This window comes from Pseudomonas glycinis, from assembly GCF_054871425.1.
Map to the genome: position 1 here is coordinate 20,111 of NZ_JBTYHF010000009.1, position 21,340 is coordinate 41,450.

At 60.5% G+C, this 21,340-nt stretch carries 16 protein-coding genes; 14 read left to right on the top strand and 2 right to left on the bottom strand.

Annotated features, from left to right (window positions below):
• Positions 1 to 234: 234 nt before the first annotated feature.
• The 14 genes from dksA to ACYSTU_RS20835 all read left to right on the top strand — a co-directional run bounded on the left by dksA (position 235) and on the right by ACYSTU_RS20835 (position 19,921).
• Positions 235 to 678 (top strand): RNA polymerase-binding protein DksA, encoded by a 444-nt coding sequence (gene dksA, locus ACYSTU_RS20770; protein WP_016773167.1) that lies wholly within the window; start codon positions 235 to 237, stop codon positions 676 to 678.
• A 199-nt stretch (positions 679 to 877) separates the two neighbouring features.
• The gene (gene gluQRS, locus ACYSTU_RS20775) at positions 878 to 1,771 is read left to right on the top strand and encodes a tRNA glutamyl-Q(34) synthetase GluQRS (protein ID WP_186569361.1); all 894 of its coding nucleotides are present in this window, start codon (positions 878 to 880) and stop codon (positions 1,769 to 1,771) included.
• 77 nt (positions 1,772 to 1,848) lie between these two features.
• Positions 1,849 to 2,025, top strand: a complete 177-nt coding sequence (locus tag ACYSTU_RS20780; RefSeq protein ID WP_003176118.1) for a hypothetical protein — start codon at positions 1,849 to 1,851, stop codon at positions 2,023 to 2,025.
• On the top strand, positions 2,009 to 4,963 hold the full coding sequence (locus tag ACYSTU_RS20785) for a sensor histidine kinase (RefSeq protein WP_024014332.1): 2,955 nt from the start codon (positions 2,009 to 2,011) through the stop codon (positions 4,961 to 4,963). The genes ACYSTU_RS20780 and ACYSTU_RS20785 overlap by 17 nt, the downstream gene beginning before the upstream one ends.
• A gap of 22 nt (positions 4,964 to 4,985) precedes the next feature.
• A complete protein-coding gene (locus ACYSTU_RS20790) occupies positions 4,986 to 6,422 on the top strand; it encodes a sigma-54-dependent transcriptional regulator (protein ID WP_039761623.1) in 1,437 nt (478 codons plus the stop codon).
• A 732-nt stretch (positions 6,423 to 7,154) separates the two neighbouring features.
• Positions 7,155 to 8,555, top strand: coding sequence for a polynucleotide adenylyltransferase PcnB (locus tag ACYSTU_RS20795; RefSeq protein ID WP_016773164.1), 1,401 nt, complete (start codon positions 7,155 to 7,157; stop codon positions 8,553 to 8,555).
• Positions 8,556 to 8,558: 3 nt separating this feature from the next.
• Positions 8,559 to 9,044, top strand: coding sequence for a 2-amino-4-hydroxy-6-hydroxymethyldihydropteridine diphosphokinase (gene folK / locus ACYSTU_RS20800; RefSeq protein WP_499001347.1), 486 nt, complete (start codon positions 8,559 to 8,561; stop codon positions 9,042 to 9,044).
• Between the two features lie 436 nt (positions 9,045 to 9,480).
• Positions 9,481 to 10,281, top strand: a complete 801-nt coding sequence (gene panB, locus ACYSTU_RS20805) for a 3-methyl-2-oxobutanoate hydroxymethyltransferase (protein ID WP_136494032.1) — start codon at positions 9,481 to 9,483, stop codon at positions 10,279 to 10,281.
• Complete coding sequence (panC, locus tag ACYSTU_RS20810) at positions 10,278 to 11,138, top strand: pantoate--beta-alanine ligase (protein ID WP_016773161.1); 861 nt, start codon at positions 10,278 to 10,280, stop codon at positions 11,136 to 11,138. Before panB ends, panC begins: the two co-directional genes overlap by 4 nt.
• 358 nt (positions 11,139 to 11,496) lie before the next feature.
• Positions 11,497 to 13,161, top strand: a complete 1,665-nt coding sequence (pgi, locus tag ACYSTU_RS20815; RefSeq protein ID WP_016773160.1) for a glucose-6-phosphate isomerase — start codon at positions 11,497 to 11,499, stop codon at positions 13,159 to 13,161.
• 200 nt (positions 13,162 to 13,361) lie between these two features.
• Positions 13,362 to 15,299: an acetate--CoA ligase gene (acs, locus tag ACYSTU_RS20820; RefSeq protein WP_123443324.1), complete on the top strand. Its 1,938-nt coding sequence runs from the start codon at positions 13,362 to 13,364 to the stop codon at positions 15,297 to 15,299.
• Positions 15,300 to 15,434: 135 nt separating this feature from the next.
• Complete coding sequence (locus ACYSTU_RS20825; protein WP_499001351.1) at positions 15,435 to 16,451, top strand: class I SAM-dependent rRNA methyltransferase; 1,017 nt, start codon at positions 15,435 to 15,437, stop codon at positions 16,449 to 16,451.
• A gap of 222 nt (positions 16,452 to 16,673) precedes the next feature.
• Entirely contained in the window at positions 16,674 to 19,625 is a 2,952-nt protein-coding gene (locus tag ACYSTU_RS20830; RefSeq protein WP_499001353.1) for a DUF748 domain-containing protein, read from the top strand.
• Positions 19,622 to 19,921, top strand: coding sequence for a DUF2845 domain-containing protein (locus ACYSTU_RS20835; protein WP_499001356.1), 300 nt, complete (start codon positions 19,622 to 19,624; stop codon positions 19,919 to 19,921). Before ACYSTU_RS20830 ends, ACYSTU_RS20835 begins: the two co-directional genes overlap by 4 nt.
• 235 nt (positions 19,922 to 20,156) lie before the next feature.
• Here the strand turns inward: ACYSTU_RS20835 and ACYSTU_RS20840 are convergent, their stop codons facing one another.
• Positions 20,157 to 20,510 (bottom strand): BON domain-containing protein, encoded by a 354-nt coding sequence (locus ACYSTU_RS20840; protein ID WP_136494035.1) that lies wholly within the window; start codon positions 20,508 to 20,510, stop codon positions 20,157 to 20,159.
• 294 nt (positions 20,511 to 20,804) lie between these two features.
• A complete protein-coding gene (locus ACYSTU_RS20845) occupies positions 20,805 to 21,227 on the bottom strand; it encodes a pilin (protein ID WP_499001359.1) in 423 nt (140 codons plus the stop codon).
• Between the last annotated feature and the right edge of the window lie 113 nt (positions 21,228 to 21,340).

Genomic DNA, 21,340 nt, shown 5'->3' on the forward strand with positions numbered 1-21,340 from the left:
GATCTGAACGTACGCTCCAGGATTGACTAAAATCAGTGATTGAACAGGTCTCCCTTCCCACAGACACGGCTTGTCAGACATCTGCAAGCGCCACCCGCCGGGGGCTCGACATCCGGGAGTAGCGCAGGCTGGTTTGATCTGGTAAGTTCGCCCGCTTGCAGCCGCAGGGCCGGCAGGTGTCGGTGATGGAGCAATCCTGCGCAATGGATTACAAGAGTAGAGGCGGTCTATTTCATGTCCACCCAAGCAAAGCAACAGCAGAAAGACACGATCAGCGGCTTCGAACCTTACGTTTCGAAGGCGGGTGAAGAGTACATGGGCGCTCCAATGCGCGCGCACTTCACCAAGATCCTGAACAAGTGGAAACTGGACTTGATGCAGGAAGTCGACCGCACGGTTGATCACATGAAAGACGAAGCGGCCAATTTCCCTGACCCGGCCGACCGTGCCAGCCAGGAAGAAGAGTTCGCCCTCGAACTGCGCGCCCGCGACCGCGAGCGCAAGCTGATCAAGAAAATCGACAAGACGCTGCAACTGATCGAAGACGAAGAGTACGGCTGGTGCGAGTCCTGCGGCATCGAGATCGGCGTCAAGCGCCTCGAAGCCCGCCCGACAGCGGATCTGTGCATCGACTGCAAGACCCTGGCGGAAATCAAGGAAAAGCAGGTCGGCAAGTAATCTCGACCTGAACGAAAAACGGAGCGTGCGAACGCTCCGTTTTTGTTTCTGTGTTTTGCCCACGGAACCTGTGAGAGCGAGCCTGCTCGCGAAAGCGTCCCTTCAGACAGCTCATTATTGACTGACACAGCGCTTTCGCGAGCAGGCTCGCTCCCACAGGGGTAACCTGCTTAAATTCTGAATAGCCTTTATCGCCTCCATGACTGCCAAATCCCCCGCCTACATCGGCCGCTTCGCCCCCACCCCCAGTGGCCACCTGCACTTCGGTTCGCTGGTCGCTGCGTTGGCGTCTTACCTCGACGCCCGCTCCGTCGGTGGGCGCTGGCTGGTGCGCATGGAAGATCTCGATCCGCCGCGCGAAGAGCCCGGTGCACAAGCGGCGATTCTCAAGGCGCTGGAAAGCTACGGTTTCGAATGGGACGGCGAAATGGTCCGCCAAAGCGATCGACACGCGGCTTATGCCGAAGTGCTCGACAGCCTGTTCAACCATGGCCTTGCCTACGCCTGCACCTGCTCGCGCAAACAACTGGAGCCGTATCACGGGATTTATCCGGGGTTTTGCCGCAATGCCGGGCATGAACAGCACGACGCCGCGATCCGCCTGCGCGTGCCGGAGCTGGAATACCACTTCATTGATCGCGTGCAGGGCGAATACCGCCAGCACCTGGGCCGCGACGTAGGCGACTTCGTCATCCGTCGGCGCGATGGTCTCTACGCTTATCAATTGGCGGTGGTGCTCGACGACGCTTGGCAAGGCATTACCGATATTGTGCGTGGCGCCGACCTGCTCGATTCGACGCCGCGTCAGCTGTACCTGCAAGAACTGCTCGGTCTGAAACAGCCGCGCTATCTGCACCTGCCGCTGATCACCCAGCCGGACGGCAACAAACTCGGCAAGTCCTACCGCTCGCCGCCGCTCGAAGCCGATCAGGCCACGCCGTTGCTGCTGCGGGCCTTGCGCGCGCTGGGGCAGAATCCCGGCACCGAACTGGCTCACGCTTCGCCGCGCGAACTGCTGGCCTGGGGCTGCGCGCACTGGGATGCCGAAAGGATCCCGCGCACACTGACCCTGCCCGAAGCGCAACTGCAATGACGACACTTGCAGTCGCGCGCCCATCCGTTACCATCGCCGCACGTTTTCGGGCACGCGCATAAAAAAGAGAGGCCGGGATGTACATCTATCGCTTGGTCCTGCTTCTGGTCGTCGGGATCTACCTGTTCTCCCCCGCCATCATGGATTGGTGGATCGACGCGACGGGCGCCTGGTATCGCCCTTATCTGCTCTGGCTGATCCTGATTGTCGTGACCTTCATCCTGCAGAGCCAAAAAGATGCCGATGAGCTTTAGCCTGACCCAGATGATCCTGATCAGCGCCGCGTACCTGGCGGCGTTGTTCGGCGTTGCCTGGGTCAGCGAACGGGGCATGATCCCGCGCGCGATCATTCGCCACCCGTTGACCTACACCCTGTCGCTGGGGGTTTACGCCAGTGCCTGGGCGTTCTACGGCACGGTGGGCCTGGCCTATCAGTACGGTTACGGCTTTCTGTCCAGCTATCTCGGCGTGTCCGGCGCATTCCTGCTGGCGCCGGTGCTGCTCTATCCGATCCTGAAGATCACCCGCACCTATCAACTGTCGTCGCTGGCCGATCTGTTTGCCTTCCGCTTTCGCAGCACCTGGGCCGGCGCGCTGACCACGATTTTCATGCTGATTGGCGTCTTGCCATTGCTTGCCCTGCAGATTCAGGCAGTGGCCGACTCGATCGGCATTCTCACCGGCGAACGTGTGCAGAGCCGCGTGGCGCTGGCGTTCTGTGCGCTGATCATTCTGTTCACGATTTTCTTCGGTTCCCGGCACATCGCCACGCGCGAGAAACATGAAGGGCTGGTGTTCGCGATTGCCTTCGAATCGATCATCAAACTGATCGCTCTCGGCGGCGTTGGCCTGTACGCGCTGTATGGTGTGTTCGACGGCCCGCAACAGCTCGAACTGTGGCTGCTGCAAAACCAGACCGCCCTCGCCGCCCTGCACACGCCGTTGCAGGAAGGTCCGTGGCGCACGCTGCTGCTGGTGTTCTTTGCCTCGGCGATCGTGATGCCGCACATGTATCACATGACCTTTACGGAAAACCTCAACCCGCGCTCGCTGGTCAGCGCCAGTTGGGGCCTGCCGTTGTTTCTGCTGTTGATGAGTCTTGCCGTACCGCTGATTCTCTGGGCAGGCCTGAAACTCGGCGCCACCACCGACCCGGAATATTTCACCCTCGGCATCGGCATTGCCGCCAACAGCAAACCGCTGGCCTTGCTCGCCTACGTCGGTGGCCTGTCCGCCGCCAGTGGCCTGATCATCGTCACCACCCTGGCCTTGTCGGGCATGGCGCTGAACCATCTGGTGCTGCCGCTCTATCAGCCGCCGGCCGAGGGCAATATCTACCGCTGGCTGAAATGGACCCGCCGGGCGCTGATCGTGGCGATCATCATGGCCGGTTTCGGTTTCTACCTGATGCTCGGCGTCGAGCAGGATCTGGCCAACCTCGGCATCGTCGCGTTCGTGGCGACCCTGCAATTTCTGCCCGGGGTGTTGTCGGTGTTGTACTGGCCCACCGCCAACCGCCGCGGCTTCATTGCCGGTCTGCTGGCGGGGATCACGGTCTGGGTGGTGACCATGCTGCTGCCGCTGGTCGGCAATCTGCAGGGTTTCTATATTCCGCTGCTGAACATGATCTACGTGCTCGACGACACCAGTTGGCACATGGCGGCCATCGCCTCGCTGGCGGCCAACGTGCTGATGTTCACTTTGATCTCGCTGTTCACCAACGCCAGCCCGGAAGAAGCCAGCGCCGCCGAAGCCTGTGCGGTGGACAACGTGCGCCGCCCGCAACGCCGCGAGCTGCACGCCGCCTCGCCGCAGGAATTCGCCACGCAACTGGCCAAACCGCTCGGCGCCAAGGCAGCGCAGAAAGAAGTCGAGCAAGCGCTGCGCGACTTGTATCTGCCCTTCGATGAACGCCGTCCGTATGCCTTGCGCAGGTTGCGCGACCGCATTGAGGCCAACCTGTCCGGCCTGATGGGCCCGAGCGTTGCGCAGGATATGGTGGAAACCTTCCTGCCCTATAAGGCTGGCGGCGAAAACTACGTCACCGAAGACATTCACTTCATCGAAAGCCGTCTCGAGGATTACCACTCGCGCCTCACCGGCCTGGCCGCCGAGCTCGACGCCCTGCGCCGCTACCACCGCCAGACCTTGCAGGAACTGCCGATGGGCGTCTGCTCGCTGGCCAAGGATCAGGAGATCCTGATGTGGAACAAGGCCATGGAAGAGCTGACCGGCATCGCCGCACAGCGAGTGGTCGGTTCGCGCCTGAGCACTATCGCCAACCCGTGGAAAGAACTGCTGCAAGGCTTCATCAACCTGCCCGACGAGCATTTGCACAAACAGCATCTAGCCCTCGATGGTCAGACCCGCTGGCTGAATCTGCACAAAGCGGCAATCGACGAGCCGTTGGCCCCGGGTAACAGTGGCCTGGTGTTACTGGTCGAGGATCTGACCGAAACGCAGATGCTCGAAGACAAACTGGTGCATTCCGAACGGCTGGCCAGCATCGGCAGACTCGCAGCGGGTGTGGCCCACGAAATCGGCAACCCGATCACCGGCATCGCCTGCCTGGCGCAGAACCTGCGCGAAGAGCGCGAAGACGACGGCGAGCTGACGGAAATCAGCGGGCAGATTCTCGAGCAGACCAAACGCGTCTCGCGCATCGTCCAGTCGCTGATGAGCTTCGCCCATGCCGGCAGTCATCAGCACAACGACGAACCGGTGTGTCTGGCCGAAGTCGCGCAGGACGCCATCGGCCTGCTGGCGCTGAACCGGCGCAATTTCGAAGTGCAGTTCTACAACCTGTGCGATCCCGATCATTGGGTCGAAGGCGACCCGCAACGGCTTGCCCAGGTGCTGATCAATCTGCTCTCCAACGCCCGCGACGCCTCGCCGCCGCACAGTGCGGTACGGGTCAAGAGCGAAGCCGGCGAACACACGGTCGATCTGATCGTCGAAGACGAAGGCAGTGGCATTCCGTCGAGCATCATGGACCGATTGTTCGAACCTTTCTTCACCACCAAGGATCCGGGTGAAGGCACCGGTCTGGGCCTTGCACTGGTCTATTCCATCGTTGAAGAGCATTATGGACAAATCACCATCGACAGCCCGGCTGATGTACAAAGCCAACGCGGCACCCGTATCCGGGTGACCTTACCGCGTCATGTCGAAGCGACGTCCGCTGTGAACTGAGACCGTCGAGAGTATCGAATCAATGCCGCACATTTTGATCGTCGAAGACGAAACCATTATCCGCTCCGCCTTGCGCCGCCTGCTGGAACGCAACCAGTACCAGGTCAGCGAAGCCGGATCAGTGCAGGAAGCACAAGAACGCTTCACCATTCCTACGTTCGATCTGATCGTCAGCGACCTGCGCCTGCCGGGCGCTCCGGGCACCGAGCTGATCAAGCTAGGGCAAGGCACGCCGGTGCTGATCATGACCAGTTACGCCAGCCTGCGCTCGGCGGTCGACTCGATGAAAATGGGCGCGGTCGATTACATCGCCAAGCCGTTCGACCACGATGAAATGCTCCAGGCGGTTGCGCGGATCCTGCGCGATCGCCAGTCGGCGCCGGCTGCCGGCGAAGCTACGGCGAGCAAGCCTGCCGCTGGCAATGGCAAAGCTGCTGTGGATAACAGCAATGGTGAAATTGGCATCATCGGCTCCTGCCCACCGATGCAGGACCTGTACAGCAAGATCCGCAAAGTCGCGCCAACCGATTCCAACGTATTGATTCAGGGTGAGTCCGGCACCGGTAAAGAGCTGGTGGCCCGCGCCCTGCACAATCTGTCGAAACGCGCCAAGGCGCCGATGATTTCGGTGAACTGCGCGGCGATTCCGGAAAGCCTGATCGAATCAGAACTGTTCGGCCACGAGAAAGGCGCGTTCACCGGCGCCAGCGCCGGTCGTGCCGGTCTGGTTGAAGCGGCGGACGGCGGCACCTTGTTTCTCGATGAGATCGGCGAACTGCCCCTCGAAGCCCAGGCTCGCTTGCTGCGGGTTCTGCAGGAGGGCGAAATTCGCCGCGTAGGTTCGGTGCAGTCACAGAAAGTCGATGTGCGCCTGATCGCTGCAACTCACCGCGATCTGAAGAGCCTGGCGAAAATCGGCCAGTTCCGTGAAGACCTTTATTACCGTCTGCACGTGATTGCCCTGAAGCTGCCGCCGCTGCGCGAGCGTGGCGCCGACGTCAACGAAATCGCCAATGCCTTCCTCGCTCGCCAGAGCGCGCGGATCAATCGCACCGACCTGAAATTCGCCGCCGATGCCGAACAGGCGATCCGGCACTATTCCTGGCCAGGTAACGTGCGTGAGCTGGAAAACGCTGTCGAGCGCGCGGTGATTCTCAGCGAAAGCCCGGAGATCTCGGCCGACCTGCTGGGCATCGACATCGAGCTGAGCGATCTGGAAGACGACGAGTTCATCGGCCTGCCGCCGCAAACCGGCGGTAACGCCAGCAACAGCAGCCATGAGCCGACCGAGGATCTGTCGCTGGAGGATTACTTCCAGCACTTCGTCCTCGAGCATCAGGACCACATGACCGAAACCGAACTGGCACGCAAACTCGGCGTCAGCCGCAAATGCCTGTGGGAACGCCGCCAGCGTCTGGGCATTCCACGGCGCAAGACCGGGGTCGCCAGCGAGAGCTGAGCGTTACCCACCGCGTGCGCGGGTAACGCATGACGATGTGAAAAAACTGTTACCGCAGTCGATTCACGTAACAGAAGCCGGGGTTATCGGTAACGAAACCCCGGCTTTTTTTCGCCCCTGCAAAACGGTTATATCGACCTAACCCCTTGTTTTACTGGGCGAGACAAAAGTTGGCACGCACCCTGCTATATGTTTGGTACAAGAATAATAACAAGCAATGCACAAGACAATAAAAATAAGACGAATCGACTCACGCACAATAAAAACAAGACGGCGAGAGGCGCAGCTAACTGATTCTTTTGGAGAGGCGTTGTATTTGGGGCTTGCCCCACGACCAGGCCGAGAACAACAAAAACTGTCCTAAGACAGAGCCTGTACTGGTTGGATCGACAGATCACTGCAATTCAGCGACCAAAGCAATCCGTTTGCTCTTGGCTCCCGATTGGGAGGGTCACGAAGGAACACTTCGTGGCGAGGGCACTCAACAAAAACAAGAAGCCCGAATCAATAATAAAAAGAGCACGCAACTACTTCTTGGGGAGCTTCGGCTCCCCTTGTAGTTTCTCTCCCCGCTGAAATCCCCCTGTTTCCCTCGTTCGACCCTTGCAGCTTGCGGCTTGCAGCTCATATCTGCTGCGTCCTACACCATCCCCCGACTAAATGCTAGAATCTGCGCCCATCATGCGGTCATTCTTTTGGTATGGCCGAACATTCCTTCAAACAGTGCATCCCATGCTGAAGAAGCTGTTCCAGTCATTCCGAACTCCCGTGCGTCGTACGCAACACATCCGCAGCACACCTGAAGTGCTCAACAGCGGCCAACATTCGCTGCAGAAAACGCAGTTCAGCCGCTATGCGGTGAATATCGTCGAACGCCTGCAAGGTGCCGGTTACCAGGCTTATCTGGTCGGTGGTTGCGTGCGTGACATGCTGCTGGGCATCACGCCCAAGGACTTCGACGTCGCCACCAGTGCCACCCCCGAGCAGGTGCGTGCCGAATTCCGCAATGCGCGAATCATCGGCCGCCGGTTCAAGCTGGTGCACATCCATTTCGGTCGCGAAATCATTGAAGTCGCGACCTTCCGCGCCAATCACCCGGTCAACGAAGACGACGAAGACAGCAACCAGTCTTCGCGCAACGAGAGCGGGCGCATTCTGCGCGACAACGTCTACGGCACCCTGGAAGAAGACGCGCAACGCCGCGACTTCACCATCAACGCCCTGTATTACGACCCGGTCAGCGAGCGCATTCTCGATTACGCCAATGGTGTGCACGACATCCGCAATCACCTGATCCGCCTGATCGGCGACCCCAAGCAGCGTTACCAGGAAGACCCGGTACGCATGCTGCGGGCCGTGCGTTTCGCCGCCAAGCTCAACTTCGGCATCGAGAAGCACACCGTGCAGCCGATCCGTGAGCTGGCGCCGATGCTGCGCGAGATTCCGTCGGCGCGACTGTTCGAAGAAGTGCTCAAGCTGTTCCTCTCCGGGCACGGCGCGATCACCTTTGAAATGCTGGTCGATCTGCAACTGTTCGCCCCGCTGTTCCCGGCCAGTGCCGAGGCGCTGGAATACAACCCGGAATACACCCACACGCTGATCAGCGAAGCACTGACCAACACCGACCTGCGCATCAAGCAGAACAAACCGGTAACCCCGGCGTTCCTCTTTGCCGCCCTGCTCTGGCCGGCGCTGCCGGCGCGAGTGTTGCGTCTGCAGGAACGTGGCATGCCGCCGATTCCGGCGATGCAGGAAGCCGCTCATGAGCTGATCGCCGAACAGTGCCAGCGCATCGCGATTCCGAAGCGCTTCACCATGCCGATCCGCGAAATCTGGGACATGCAGGAACGCCTGCCACGGCGCAGCGGCAAACGCGCCGATCTGTTGCTGGACAACCCGCGCTTCCGTGCCGGTTACGATTTCCTCCTGCTGCGTGAAAGCGCCGGTGAGGAGACCGATGGCCTCGGCGAGTGGTGGACCGATTATCAGGACGCCAATGACAGCGAGCGTCGCGACATGATCCGCGACCTCAGCGGCAAGGGTGACGATGCCAGCGGCGCACCGCGCAAACGGCGCCGCAGCGGCGGTTCCAAGCGCAAGCGCGCCGGTGCTTCGAGCGCGACGGGCGAGTAAGCGATGGAACGCATCTACATCGGCCTGGGCAGCAACCTCGCTGACCCGGCCGACCAGTTGCGCAGCGCCATCGCGGCGCTGGGGCAATTGCCGCAGACGAGTCTTGCCGGCGTTTCAGCCTTTTATCAAAGCGATTCGCTGCTGCCGGGCCAGCCGCGTTACACCAACGCCGTCGCCGCGATCGACAGCTCGCTCGCACCGATCAAGCTGCTCGACGCCTTGCAAGCGATCGAAAACGCTCAGGGCCGCGAGCGTCTTGAGCGCTGGGGGCCTCGCACGCTGGATCTGGATATTCTGCTGTTCGGCGATCGCCTGATCGATGAGCCACGGCTGAAGATCCCGCATTACCAGATTCAGGAGCGGGCGTTCGTTCTTTATCCCCTCGCTGAACTGGCACCGCAGGATCTGCGTCTTGCCGATGGCCGCACGCTGACAGGCCTGCTGGCCGCCTGCCCGTTCGTCGGCCTTGAACGCCTCTCCCAGCCCTGACAAAAATCTTCTGTGAAATGTGGTTATGTGGCGAGGGGATTTATCCCCGTTGGACTGCGAAGCAGGCCCAAATCTGACCAAGCCGTATACAAACATGGGGCCGCTCCGCGACCCAGCGGGGATAAATCCCCTCGCCACAGGTCACCTGCCAATCTCCAGTTTTTGTCAGACAAAAATCCCCCGAATCAGGCCCGCCGCGCCGCTGAATCGCATCAGTAACGCCGGTAACACCGCCCGCGTAACAATGCGGTAACACACGCAATTGACTTCCTGTTGGCTCATCACGACTATAGGCGTCCCGCTGCCGCCAACCCGGTATGAACGGGCGCAATCCAGGCCTTTCAAAGCACGACACAAGACCGTGCGCCTGAGTAGATGAAGAATCACGCGCGTGACTCGCAGCAGTTTCCAGAGCGCCTGAACGAGGATTTTTTACATGCCAGCCATCACCCTGACCACGCTCCAGAGCCTCAAGCAGAAAGGTGAAAAAATCACCATGCTGACCTGCTATGACGCGACCTTCGCCCACGCCTGCAACGAGGCCGGTGTCGAAGTGCTGCTGGTCGGCGACTCCCTCGGCATGGTTCTGCAGGGTCATGACAGCACCCTGCCGGTGACCACGGCGGAAATGGCCTATCACGTCGCCAGCGTCAAGCGTGGCAATGGCGATGCCCTGATCCTCGCCGACTTGCCGTTCATGGCCAACGCCACCCTCGAACAGACCATGACCAACAGCGCCATGCTGATGCAGGCCGGCGCGCACATGGTCAAGGTCGAAGGTCAGCTGTGGCTGGCGGAGTCGATCCGTCTGCTCGCCGAGCGCGGTGTGCCGGTTTGCGCCCACATGGGCCTGACGCCGCAAGCAGTGAACATTCTCGGTGGCTATAAGGTGCAGGGCCGCAACGAGAATCAGGCGCGGCAGATGCGTGCCGATGCGATCGCGCTGGAGCAGGCCGGTGCGGCCATGCTGCTGCTTGAGTGCGTGCCGAGCGAACTGGCAGCAGAAATCAGCCAGGCCGTGGGCATTCCGGTGATCGGTATCGGTGCCGGCAACGCCACCGACGGCCAGGTACTGGTATTGCACGACCTGCTCGGCCTGTCGATCACCGGCCGCGTACCCAAGTTCGTCAAGAACTTCATGCAAGGTCAGGACAGCATCCAGTCCGCGCTGAAGGCTTACGTCAGCGAAGTCAAAGCCACCACGTTCCCCGGCATCGAACACGGATTCTCTGCATGAACACCGTCAAAACCGTACGCGAACTGCGCGCCGCCGTCGCCCGCGCGCGCAGTGAAGGCAAGCGCATCGGCTTCGTGCCGACCATGGGCAACCTGCACAGCGGCCACGTCGCCCTGATCACCAAAGCTACCCAGCGAGTCGATTTCGTGGTTGCGAGTATTTTCGTCAACCCGCTGCAATTCGGCGCCGGCGAAGACCTCGACAAATACCCGCGCACCCTCGCTGCCGATCAGGAAAAACTCCTCGAAGCCGGTTGCGACCTGCTGTTTGCGCCGACGGTTGAAGAGATGTACCCGGACGGCATGGCCGGACAAACCCGGGTCAGCGTGCCGCAATTGTCCGAAGGCCTGTGTGGCGCCAGCCGTCCGGGGCACTTTGAAGGTGTGGCGACGGTGGTCAGCAAGCTGTTCAACATGGTCCAGCCGGATCTGGCGATCTTCGGCCAGAAGGATTACCAGCAACTGGCGGTGATCCGCGCACTGGTGCATGACCTGAACATGCCGATCCAGATCATCGGCGAGCCGACCGTGCGTGCTGCCGACGGTCTGGCGCTGTCGTCGCGCAACGGCTTCCTCAATGAAGACCAGCGCGCCGTGGCACCGGTGGTGTATCGCGTGCTGAGCAGCATTGCCGAAGCGATCAAGCAAGGTGAGCGCGATTACCCGGCGCTGATCACTGCGCAGTTGCAGGTGCTGGAAGCGGCGGGGCTGCGTCCGGACTATCTGGAAATCCGTCATGGCCTGACGTTGCGCCCGGCGACGGCGGAAGACCGCGATCTGGTGATTCTGGCAGCGGCGTTCCTCGGCACCACGCGGCTGATCGACAACCTGCACCTGAATCTCGATAGCCCGATTTAAGCAGCAACGAATTTCCCTGTGGGAGCGAGCTTGCTCGCGAAGGCGGTGTATCAGCGACTTATAAGTTGCCTGACACCACGCCTTCGCGAGCAGGCTCGCTCCCACAGGTGTTTTCGGTGCATGCCGGTTGGGCGAAAGTGTTCCGGGCACCTCCGTTTGTCGGCCAGATTCCTCAACGGATGTTAAAAAAGTACAGGGATCTGGTCAGACAAAGTCAAGACAGAACGCAGCGCGAGGTTTACTGTATTCGCCCTGTGTCCAGATCTCGTATCGACGCAGTTGATCCCATGCGCTAAAACTCGTGGTTGATCTGTACCGTGTTCAAAAGGCCGTTCAAGTAAAAAGGAAAACCGCAGCGATGGCGTACTACCGCACTCCTCACGACGTTACCGCTCTGCCCGCCTGGCAAGCGTTGAAAGATCACCGCCAAGCCATGCAGGATTTCAGCATGCGCGAAGCCTTCAACGCCGATCCGCAGCGTTTCAATCAGTTCACCCTTAGTAGCTGCGGTCTGTTTCTCGACTATTCGAAGAATTTGATCAACGCCGAGACCCGCAACCTGCTCGTGGGCCTGGCCAATGAAGTCGATCTGAAGGGCGCGATCAAAGCGCTGTTCGACGGCGAAATCGTCAACGCCTCCGAAGGCCGCCCGGCACTGCACACCGCCCTGCGCCGCCCGGTCGGCGACAAGTTGTCGGTCAACGGCGTCAACGTGATGCCGGAAGTGCACAAGGTGCTGAACCAGATCACCGATCTGGTCGGCCGCATTCACGATGGCTTGTGGCGTGGCTACACCGAGAAGCCGATCACTGACGTGGTCAATATCGGTATCGGTGGTTCGTTCCTCGGTCCTGAGCTGGTCTCCGAAGCACTGCTGTCCTACGCGCAGAAAGGTGTGCGTTGCCACTATCTGGCGAACATCGACGGCAGCGAATTCCACGAGCTGACGCAGAAACTGCGCGCCGAGACCACGCTGTTCATCGTTTCGTCGAAGTCGTTCAACACTCTCGAAACGTTGAAAAACGCGCAGGCCGCACGCGCCTGGTACCTGGCGCAGGGCGGCTCGGAAGCCGAGCTGTATCGCCACTTCATCGCTGTGTCGAGCAATAACGCCGCCGCTGTGGCTTTCGGCATCCGCGAAGAAAACATCTTCCCGATGTGGGACTGGGTCGGCGGGCGCTACTCGCTGTGGTCGGCGATCGGTTTGCCGATTGCGCTGGCCATCGGCATGTCCAACTTCAAGGAACTGCTGTCCGGTGCCTACACCATGGACCAGCATTTCCAGACCGCGCCGTTCGAACAGAACATGCCGGTGCTGCTGGCCCTGCTCGGCGTCTGGTATGGCAACTTCTGGGGTGCCCAGAGCCACGCGATCCTGCCGTACGACCACTACCTGCGCAACATCACCAAGCACTTGCAACAGCTGGACATGGAGTCCAACGGCAAGAGCGTGCGTCAGGACGGCACCTCGGTGTCGACCGATACCGGCCCGGTGATCTGGGGCGGCGTCGGCTGCAACGGTCAGCACGCTTATCACCAGTTGCTGCACCAGGGCACCCAATTGATCCCGGCCGACTTCATCGTGCCGATCGTCAGCTTCAACCCGGTTTCCGACCATCACCAGTGGCTGTACGCCAACTGCCTGTCGCAGAGCCAGGCGCTGATGCTCGGCAAGACCCTGCCGGAAGCCGAAGCCGAACTGCGCGACAAAGGCATGGGCGAAGACGACGTACGCAAACTTGCGCCGCACAAGGTGATCCCGGGCAATCGTCCGAGCAACACCCTGGTGGTCGAACGCATCAGCCCGCGTCGCCTCGGCGCGCTGGTTGCGATGTATGAGCACAAAGTGTTCGTGCAAAGCGTGGTCTGGGGCATCAACGCCTTCGACCAGTGGGGTGTGGAACTGGGCAAGGAATTGGGCAAAGGCGTCTACAACCGCCTGGTCGGCAGCGACGAGACCGTGGCTGACGATGCCTCGACTCAAGGCCTGATCAACTACTTCCGCGGGCGTCATCGCGGCTGATAAAAGCCTTCGGGCACAACGCTGTTCCCCTGTGGGAGCGAGCCTGCTCGCGAAATCGGTGCGTCATTCAACACTGTGTTGACTGATCCGCCGCCTTCGCGAGCAAGCTCGCTCCCACAGTTGTTTTGGCGCATGACTTGAACCTGTGCAGCGCTCGGCGCATCTTTATTCGTGTCGCACCACAAGAATAAGGAACCGTCATGTTCGATATCAGCACGTTCCCCAAAGCCGATGCCGTGCGCCAGGCCGCTCAGTTGAGCCAGGACGAGTATCGGCGCCTGTACCGCGAATCGATTGAACACCCCAGTGCCTTCTGGGCCGAGCAGGCCACGCGCTTCCTCGATTGGAGCACGCCGTGGCAGACCGTGCAGCGCTATGACCTGAAAACCGGTGAAGCGGCCTGGTTTGCCGGCGGCAAGCTCAACGTCAGCTACAACTGCATCGACCGTCACCTCAAGCTCCGTGGCGAGCAGACCGCCCTGCTCTGGGAAGGCGACGATCCTGCCGAATCGGCGCAGATCACTTACAACAAACTCCATCACCACGTCTGCCGTCTGGCCAACGTGCTGAAAAGTCGTGGCGTGAAGAAAGGCGACCGGGTGTGCATCTACATGCCGATGATCCCCGAAGCCGCCTACGCCATGCTCGCCTGCGCGCGAATCGGCGCAATTCATTCGGTGGTGTTCGGCGGATTTTCCCCGGATTCCCTGCGTGATCGAATCCTCGACGCCGATTGCCGCACCGTGATCACCGCCGATGAAGGCGTGCGCGGCGGCCGCTTCGTGCCGCTGAAAAACAACGTCGACAAAGCCCTGCAAAGTTGCCCGAACGTCAGCACCGTGGTGGTGGTCGAGCGCACTCAGGGCCAGGTCGATTGGGTCGAGGGCCGCGACCTGTGGTATCACCACGCGGTGCGCGAGGTCAGCGACGACTGCCCGCCGGAACCGATGGACGCTGAAGACCCGCTGTTCATCCTCTACACCTCCGGCAGCACCGGCAAACCCAAAGGCGTGCTGCACACCACCGGCGGCTACCTGCTGCAAGCGGCGATGACCTTCAAATATGTGCTCGACTACCGCGACGGCGAAGTGTTCTGGTGCACCGCCGACGTCGGCTGGGTCACCGGCCACAGTTACATCGTCTACGGGCCGCTGGCCAACGGTGCGACCACACTGATGTTCGAAGGCGTGCCGAGCTACCCGAGCAGTTCGCGCTTCTGGCAGGTCATCGACAAGCACAAGGTGAACATTTTCTACACAGCACCCACCGCCCTGCGCGCGCTGATGCGCGAAGGCACCGGACCGTTGAAGGAAACGTCGCGCGCCAGCCTCAGATTGCTCGGCAGCGTCGGTGAGCCGATCAACCCGGAGGCGTGGGAATGGTATTTCAATGCTGTCGGTGAACAGCGCTGCCCGATCGTCGACACCTGGTGGCAGACCGAAACCGGCGGCATCATGCTCAGCCCGCTGGTCAGCGCGCAACGGATCAAACCGGGCTGCGCGACGCAACCGATGTTTGGCGTGCAACCGGTGTTGCTTGACGAAGTCGGCAAGGAAATCAAAGGCGCCGGCAGTGGCGTGCTGGCGATCAAATCGAGCTGGCCGGCGCAGATTCGCAGCGTCTACGGCGATCCGCAGCGGATGATCGACACCTACTTCAAACCCTACCCCGGCTATTACTTCACCGGCGACGGCGCCCGCCGCGACGAGGACGGCGATTACTGGATTACCGGACGCATCGACGATGTGATCAACGTCTCCGGCCACCGCATCGGCACCGCCGAAGTGGAGAGCGCCCTGGTGCTGCACGACAGCATCGCCGAAGCCGCCGTGGTCGGTTATCCCCACGACGTCAAAGGCCAGGGCATCTACGCGTTCGTCACGCCAATGAACGGCACCGAGGCCAACGAAGAGCTGAAGAAAGACCTGCTGGCGCATGTCAGCAAGGAGATCGGCAGCTTCGCCAAACCGGACCTGATCCAGTGGGCGCCGGCATTGCCGAAGACCCGTTCGGGCAAGATCATGCGGCGGATTCTGCGCAAGATTGCCTGCAATGAGCTCGACAGCCTCGGCGATACTTCGACCCTGGCTGATCCGAGTGTGGTGCAGGACCTCGTCGACAAGCGGCTCAATACTTGAGAGCTGCAAGTTTCTAGCTACAAGCTGCAAGCTAAAGCGGTCCGCGCAGCTTTTCGCTTTTAGCTTGCAGCTAGAAACTTGCCGCTTGTAGCTCCCCGACTGCTAAGCTTCGCGTTTTTTCAGCAAGGCGCCCGCATGTCTTCCTTGAATCAGGCGCTGCGCGCCGCCCTCGATCAACGCCAGGACCTGCTCGCTGTGCTGGACAGCCAGGGCACCGATTGCTATCGGCTGTTCCATGGCAGCCAGGAAGGCGCCGGCGGCCTGACCATCGACCGCTACGGCCCGCAACTGCTGGTGCAGAGTTTTCACCAGACGCTCGAACGTGACGACCTGCTGCAACTGCACGCCATGGTCAACCAGACCCTGGGCTTCGACAGCCTGCTGGTCTACAACGACCGCTCCCGTGGCAATTCGCGGATCGATCGCGAGGACAGCGTCTATAAAGCCGATGACGCCGCACTGGCGGATCTGGTCGGGCATGAATGGGGCCTGAACTACCGCGTGCGCGGGCGTCATGCCGGACAGGATCCGCTGCTGTTCCTCGACCTGCGCAACACCCGTGGCTGGGTCAAGGATCACGCGCAAGGCAAAAGTGTGCTCAACCTGTTCGCCTACACCTGTGGCGTTGGTCTCAGTGCTGCGGCAGGCGGTGCGCGCGAGGTGTGCAACCTCGATTTTGCCGAGGGCAATCTGGCGGTCGGTCGCGAGAATGGTTTGCTCAACCCGCAACTGCCGGAGATGCAATTCATTCAGTCCGATTACTTCCCGGCAATCCGCCAGCTCGCCGGCCTGCCGATCAGTCAGCGGCGCGGGCAGAAGCTGCCGAGCTATCAGCGCCTCGAACAGCGCCAATACGATCTGGTCCTGCTCGATCCGCCGGCGTGGGCCAAAAGCGCATTCGGCACCGTCGATTTGCTGCGCGATTATCAGAGCCTGCTCAAACCGGCCCTGCTGACCACGGCTGACAACGGCGTGCTGATCTGCTGCAACAACCTGGCGAAAGTCAGCATGGACGACTGGCGCGAACAAGTGTTGCGCTGCGCCGAAAAGGCCGGCCGCCCGGTGCGCGAATGGAGCGTGATGACCCCGGGCGCCGACTTCCCCTCGCGGGACCAGCAGCCACCCTTGAAGACGCTGATCTTGCAGCTGTGATCCCTCAGGCATGAGCGATTACATTCCCCTGTGGGAGCGAGCCTGCTCGCGAAAGCGCAGTGTCAGTCGACTTGTTTTTCACTGAACCACCGCATTCGCGAGCAGGCTCGCTCCCACAAGGGAGATCTGTTCCTACAGAAATTTCTGAACAATCCTGTCCCACATCAAGCACTTCGGAACCAGAATCGCGTGCCATACTCCAAGGCACTCCGATTCAGACAGATGAAGCCGCACATGCCCAAAGGATTGATTCGCGCGATTGGCGCACTGCTGACAGCCCTGGCCCTCTACAGCCTGCTGGGGTTTCTGATCCTGCCGGGCATTGCCTTGCGCGTGGCCAACCAGCAACTGGCCAACTACGCCACGGTGCCGGCGCATCTGCAGCGTATCGAACTGAACCCCTTCAGCCTTGAGGTCACCCTGTGGGGCCTGATCATCGGCGAACCGGGCAAGGAGCAGGTCGGCTTCGATCGCCTCTATGCCAACCTGCAAATCGACAGCCTGTGGACCAAAGCGCTGCATCTGTCCGACATCGAACTGGACAAACCCAAAAGCGAAATCCTCTTCGCCAAGGACGGCAAGCTCAACCTGCTGGGCCTGTTCAACCTGCCGCCGAGCGAGCCGACGCCCGCCGATCCCGACGCCAAGCCATTCCCGCTGCGTATCGACAACATCAAACTGGCCGGCGGCGTGGTGCATTTCGAGGATATGCGGCCCAGCGAGCCGATCGAATTTCTTTACGACGACCTCAGTTTCGAGCTGAAAAACCTCAGCACCCTGCCCGAGGACAGCGCCGACATGACCCTCGTCGCCATCGGCCCCGCTGGCGGGCGGATCGACTGGACCGGCAATTTCAGCCTGATCCCGTTCACCTCCGAAGGCACCCTGAAAGTCACCGATGGCCAGATGAAATCCTTCTGGCCCTACGTGCGCGACGCCGTGCCGCTAGTGCTGGAAAACGGCGTGGTCAGCCTCAGCACCGAGTACAAACTCAACCTGTCGAAACAGACCGAACTGCTGCTGAACAACGTCGCGGTGAGCATTGCGCCATTCGCCATCAAGGCTCCGGACGGACGTCCGCTGGCCAGGCTTGAACGCCTCGACGTCAGCGAAACCTCGCTGGACCTGGCCAAGCAGCAAGTGGTGGTCGGCAAGATCCGCAGCAACAAACTGGAAACCTGGGCGGCGCTGGAAGCCGACGGCCAGTTGGACTGGCAGAAGCTGTTCGCCAGCCAACCGTCGAAACCGGCGGCCAAAGCCGCTGCCGAACCTACGGGTACACCGGCCGCCGCCGACTCGCCGAAACCTGAGCCAAGCGCCCCGAGCAAGCCATGGCAGGTGCTGGTCAAGGATGTGCAACTGCGCAACTACACGGTCCATCTCGCTGACCGCTCGGCGCAACCGGCGGTGGCGCTGGACATCACTCCGTTGAACGTCGACCTGCAGGATTTCGACAGCCTCAACGGCTCGCCTTTCAAGCTCAAGCTCGACAGTGGCCTAGGCAAGCAAGGCAAGATCAGCGCCGACGGCACGGTCAATCTGGCCCCGGTCAACGCGCAGCTCAACGTGAAAACCGAGGACGTCGACCTGCGTGTCGCGCAGTCCTACATCAACCCGTTCATTCGCCTGGAACTGCGCAGCGGCATGCTCGGCAGTGACCTCAAGGTCAATCTGAAAAGCACCGAGCCGCTGGCCCTCAGCGTCACCGGCCGCGCGCAGATCAATCAACTGCACACCCTCGATACGCTGAAGACCCGCGACTTCCTCAAATGGCAGCAAGTCGTGGTCGACGGCATCAATTATCAGCACGGCGACAGCCTGTCGATCGACAAGGTCAACCTGTTGCAGCCGTATGTGCGCTTCATGATCAACGACGATCGCACCACCAACGTCGACGACCTGCTGATCCCGCAACCGGCCGACAGCGGTGCAAAAAGCACCGCAGCCAAACCGGCCGGCAAGGACAAACCACTGGGCATTCACATCGGTGCGATTGCGATCAACGACGGCTCGGCCAACTTTGCCGACTTCAGCCTGACGCCGAATTTCGCCACCGCCGTGCAGCAGCTCAACGGTCAGATCGGCACCATCGACAGCCGTCAGGCAAAACCGGCCAGCGTCGACATCAAAGGCAAGGTCGACCGTTATGCGCCGGTGACCATCAAGGGGGCGGTCAATCCGTTCGACCCGATGGCCAGCCTCGACATCGCCACCAGTTTCAAGCGCGTCGAGCTAACCACCCTGACGCCCTACTCCGGCAAGTTCGCCGGCTACCGCATCCGCAAGGGCCGGCTCAACCTTGATCTGCACTACTTGATCACCAAAGGCCAACTGAAAGCCGAGAACAAAGTCGTCGTCGAGCAACTGCAACTGGGCGAGAAGGTCGACAGCCCTGATGCAGTGAGTCTGCCGCTGAAACTGGCGATCGCCCTGCTCAAGGACGTCGACGGCAAGATCTCCATCGAATTGCCGGTGACCGGCGACCTGAATAATCCACAGTTCAGCGTGATGCCGATCGTCTGGCAGACCCTGCGCAATTTGATCGTCAAAGCGGCCGCCGCGCCGTTCAAGATGATCGGCGGGCTGGTCAGTGGCGGCGGCTCCGAAGACCTCGGCACGGTGTCCTTCGCGCCGGGCTCCAGCGATCTGAGCAAAGACGCCGAAGCGGCGCTGGTGAAACTGTCGCAAGCGCTCAAGGAACGTCCGGCGCTGCGCCTGGAAATCGAAGGCACTGCCGCGAAGAGTAGCGATGGGCCACTGCTGGCCGAGCAACGTCTGGAACGCGAATACCAATACAACTACTACAAGATGCTCCAGCGCCGTGGCGACAAGGTCCCGGCCCAGGCCTCGCTGCTGCAAGTGCCCGAAGGCGAGAAAGGCGCATTGCTCGAAGGGATTTACCGCACCCGCCTGAAAACCCAGCCACCGGCAGAATGGAAAGACCTCGGCAAAGAAGAACGCACGGCGAAGATGCGCCAGGGCGTGATCGCGTTCTGGAGCGGCAGCGAGGTGCTGTTGCGACAGTTGGGCCAGGATCGCGCCAGCACCATCAAGGATTACCTGGTCGACAAGGGCAAGCTGGAAGATGACCGCGTGTACTTCATCGACGCCAACCTCGGCGAGGCCGAAAGCGACGGCCGCGTGGTGACGCAAATGCACCTGGATGCCGAATGACCGTGCGTAACAGGCTGGCTGTGCTCGCTCTGACCTGCGCCGCCGGCCACGCGTCGGCTTCGGATACATTGCGCTGCGGCAGCCAGTTGATCAGCCTCGGCGATCGCGCCAGCGAAGTGCTGCAGAAATGCGGCGAGCCGGTCAGTCGCGATGTGCTTGGCTATAAGCGCAGTGCCAATCGCCGCGAAGAGTTTCAGGTCGAGGAATGGACCTACGGCCCGAACAACGGCATGTATCAATACCTGCGCTTCGAAGGCAATCGCCTGCGGCAGATCAACAGCAAACGCGGTAACTGAGAAGAGCAAAAGATCGCAGCCTTCGGCAGCTCCTACATTTGGAATGCATTTCCCTGTAGGAGCTGCCGAAGGCTGCGATCTTTTGATTCTCCAAATAGAACAGGCCCCGACACAAGTGCCGGGGCCTGTAATGGTCACATCCGTGTGACCGTTCGCATGAACTCTAAAGTTGCGGCAGACGTATTGCTCGGCCCGTCTGTCGCGTCTTCTCCCGGTTCAGGCGAGAAGTCTTGCCTTACTCGGCTTTCAGGCCGTCAGCGGAGACCGCTTTAACGCCTTTGATTTTCTTGGCAATGTTTACGGCGACTTCTTTCTGCGACTCGGTTACCGCAGTGGTCGACGACAGGGAAACTACACCCTTGTTGGTTTCGACTTTGATGTCGGTGCCTGGAATGCCTTTTTCGGTAACCAGGTCAGCTTTGACCTTGGTGGTGATCCAGGTGTCGCTGGTATCTTGTTTCATTTCGGTAACTTCACCGGCAGCCAGAACCATTGGCGCTTGGGTAGCCTGAGCGGACTGGGCGAAAGCGCCACCAGCCATGGTCAGGGTCAGAGCGGTAGCAGCGGCAGTGATAGCGAACTTCTTCATACGAGTAACTCCTGTTTTTACTGGAAGTCTGCTGTAACGCTTGTCAGCAGGGTTACCGGAGATATTGCGAACGCTGTGCCAACTTTTTCTGGCATGCAAAATCGTTTAAAAACAACGGGTTACGAAAGCAGGCTATTTTCGTTTTCATGCAAAATGCATGACGGGCGTGAAAATCACATGCAAGTTGCGGTTTTTTGGAAAGTTCATAAGCTGCTGAAATTATTGGAGCTTTTGTGAAGTGCCGGGATATGAAAATGCCCCGCGCTGCGGGGCATTCTGGGTGCAGCAGATGGATCAAGTCCCGCTGGCAGCGCAGCCTTTTGGCGAGTAGTCAGGAGCGACCGTAGTGCCACAACTCCAACCGCCGGCCGCCGTACGAGTCAGCGTGATGGTTTTTCCCACTACAGGCGCTGGCGCGTTGGCCAACGTACATACAATCGTTCCAGCTCCGTCTGCAGCGGTACCTGAGGCAGTCAGAGCGCAGTTGGAGGTCGTGGTGACGTTATCGCCTTTCACCGCCGCCAAGGTTGGATTTGTACCCTGATTGATCAGATCTTCAAACGGCACTTTCATCGCGCTGATCTCCGCCAACCCCGCCGTCACCTTCGACCGCGCCTGATACTTCGAATACTGAGGCAGGGCGATAGTCGCCAGAATGCCGATGATCGCCACAACGATCAGCAGCTCGATCAATGTGAAACCTTGTTGTTTTTTCATAGACACGCTCCATGCATGAGTCGAAATCTCATGATCTGAACAAGGCTCAGCACAGCCCATGCCAACGCCTTTCAGGCCCGGCCTGCTGGACGTGCGCAATCCCCTGCGCCGTT